Raw genomic sequence first — 2,410 nt, forward strand, 5'->3', positions numbered from 1 at the left:
ACCGCATGCTACGGCCACTTCGGAAGAAACGACCCAGACTTCACATGGGAAAAAACAGACATGGTCGACATACTTAAAGAAAAAGCAGGTCTGTAGTAAACATGGTGGTTCTGGAATGTGGTATTTTTCATTTACATTGACCCGGGTAAGGGATTCTGGTAGTTTTTAAGCGATGTTTTAATATGTATAAGTTTCCGCTTGGATCCCATCGGTCCGGGACCGAGACGGAGGTAAGGCGAACAGGGCCTTCCGCGGTTCGGTCGCGGAAGGCTTTTTCCTTTGAAGGGAGGAGAGGGATGAAGGTCGTCAATACCGTAAAGGAAATGCAGAATATGGCCGATACATGGCGGAAAGAGGGTAAGACAATAGCCTTTGTTCCGACCATGGGCTATTTCCATGAAGGCCATCTTGCCCTTATGCGTCTTGCAAGAGAAAGGGGAGACGTGCTTGTGGTAAGCATCTTTGTCAACCCGATCCAGTTCGGTCCGAGTGAAGACTACCAGAGATATCCGCGGGATCTTGATAGAGATCTAAGACTGGCCGAGTCGGTGGGAGTGGATGTCGTTTTTGCTCCTCAGGTCGAGGAAATGTATCCGGAGGGGTTTCAGACTTATATCGAGGTTACGGAAATTTCCCGGCCACTTTGCGGTAAAAGCCGACCGGGGCATTTTCGAGGCGTCGCCACGGTGGTAACGAAACTCTTCAATATAGTTAAGCCCCACATCGCCGTTTTTGGCGAAAAGGACTATCAGCAGCTGCTCGTTATACGACGCATGGTAAAGGATCTCAATCTGGACGTTGAAATAGTCGGTCATCCCACGGTTCGAGAAACGGACGGTCTGGCGATGAGCAGCAGAAACGTTTATCTTTCCGACGAAGAAAGGAAAGCCGCCCTAAGGTTAAATCAGTCTCTTCAGATGGCCAGAGATCTCCTTCAAAAAGGGATTAACCGAGCAGGGGATATTATCTCCGAGGTTTCCGGCTATATTTCGTCCGATCCCCGGGTACGCATTGATTATGTGGAAATAAGAGACGCAGAAACCCTGGAAGAAATCGACGTAATAGATCGCCCGGCGGTTCTTGCTCTGGCAGCTTTTGTCGGATCTGCTCGATTGATTGACAACACTATCCTTCGGCCTTAATACTCTGTGTCGTAAATCCCAGGGAGGATTCAGGGCCATGTTGCGCACCATGATGAAATCGAAGCTTCACAGAGCGACCGTAACGGATGCAAACCTCAATTACGAAGGCAGCCTCACAATTGATGAGGATCTCATGAAGGCTGCAGACATCATGCCTTACGAGCAGGTTAAGGTTTATAACATATCAAACGGTGCCCGCTTTGACACCTATGCAATTCCCGGCCCTCCCGGGAAGGGGGATATTTGCTTAAACGGTGCTGCGGCCCGCATGGGTGCAAAAGGAGACTTGATTATCATTGTCACTTATGCGCAATATAGCGAATCTGAATTAAGAGAATACAAACCCAGGGTGATCTTGCTGGGGCCGGGGAACAGACCTAAAGAATGAAAAACTTCATAAAAAGTTTAAAGGATAAGATCAGGAATTACTTCATAGCAGGAATTCTCACGGTCGTACCTCTTTCCATTTCGGTTTATGTAATTGTTCTCATACTGAAAAACGCAGACAGGGTTTTCAACATAATACCGGAAAAGGTGAATCCCAAGACTTACCTCCCCTTTCCAATCCCCGGGCTCGGAATATTTATAGTGGTCTTCGGCGTATTTATTGTGGGTGTTCTTGTCAAAAATTACGTGGGCGGCAAAATCGTTGCTTTTGGTGAAAACATCGTTTACAGGATTCCACTTGTAAGGCCTCTTTACTCCGCAGTAAAACAGCTCCTCACGGCGATTTTTTCTCAGTCAAACGATACCTTCAGGCGTGTTGTCCTGATCGAGTATCCTCGAAAGGGAATATATGCAATTGCTTTTGTAACAGGTATGCCTTCGGGAGAAGTGCAGGAAAAGACCCATCAAAAAGTTATAAATGTCTTCCTTCCGACAACCCCAAACCCCACTTCCGGTTTTTACCTTCTTGTGCCAGAATCTGAAGTGATCCCATTGACCATGACGGTCGAAGAAGCTTTCAAAGTCATAGTGTCGGGAGGGGTTGTGGCACCGGAGCCGCCCAGGAGGGATATTTCATTTTTCCGTCGCCCTGAACGAAATAAAGAGTTAAAAGCAACATCCACAGAAGGTAGTATTCGGCCTGAGCCGATTAATTCATCACAGGTTAGGGAGGATAAATGAGCTATGTCTATGAGCCGTTATTTGTTTACGTCAGAGTCTGTTACAGAAGGTCATCCTGACAAGGTAGCGGATCAGATATCCGATGCCATACTTGATGCCATTATGAAGGAGGACAAGAACTGCCGGGTGGCCTGTGAGAC

At 47.3% G+C, this 2,410-nt stretch carries 4 protein-coding genes; all 4 read left to right on the top strand.

Features of this window, described 5'->3' with window-relative positions; all coding sequences use genetic code 11:
* Positions 1-296 precede the first annotated feature (296 nt).
* Entirely contained in the window at positions 297-1,142 is an 846-nt protein-coding gene (panC, locus tag BM091_RS13630) for a pantoate--beta-alanine ligase (RefSeq protein WP_093396564.1), read from the top strand.
* Between the two features lie 37 nt (positions 1,143-1,179).
* A complete protein-coding gene (gene panD, locus BM091_RS13635) occupies positions 1,180-1,530 on the top strand; it encodes an aspartate 1-decarboxylase (protein WP_093396566.1) in 351 nt (116 codons plus the stop codon).
* On the top strand, positions 1,527-2,270 hold the full coding sequence (locus BM091_RS13640; protein WP_093396567.1) for a DUF502 domain-containing protein: 744 nt from the start codon (positions 1,527-1,529) through the stop codon (positions 2,268-2,270). Before panD ends, BM091_RS13640 begins: the two co-directional genes overlap by 4 nt.
* 3 nt (positions 2,271-2,273) lie before the next feature.
* Positions 2,274-2,410 (top strand): S-adenosylmethionine synthetase N-terminal domain-containing protein (locus tag BM091_RS13645; protein WP_342745469.1); only part of this gene is annotated, 137 nt, incomplete at its 3' end.

The sequence above is a fragment of the Thermodesulforhabdus norvegica genome (assembly GCF_900114975.1).
Classification (GTDB): domain Bacteria; phylum Desulfobacterota; class Syntrophobacteria; order Syntrophobacterales; family Thermodesulforhabdaceae; genus Thermodesulforhabdus; species Thermodesulforhabdus norvegica.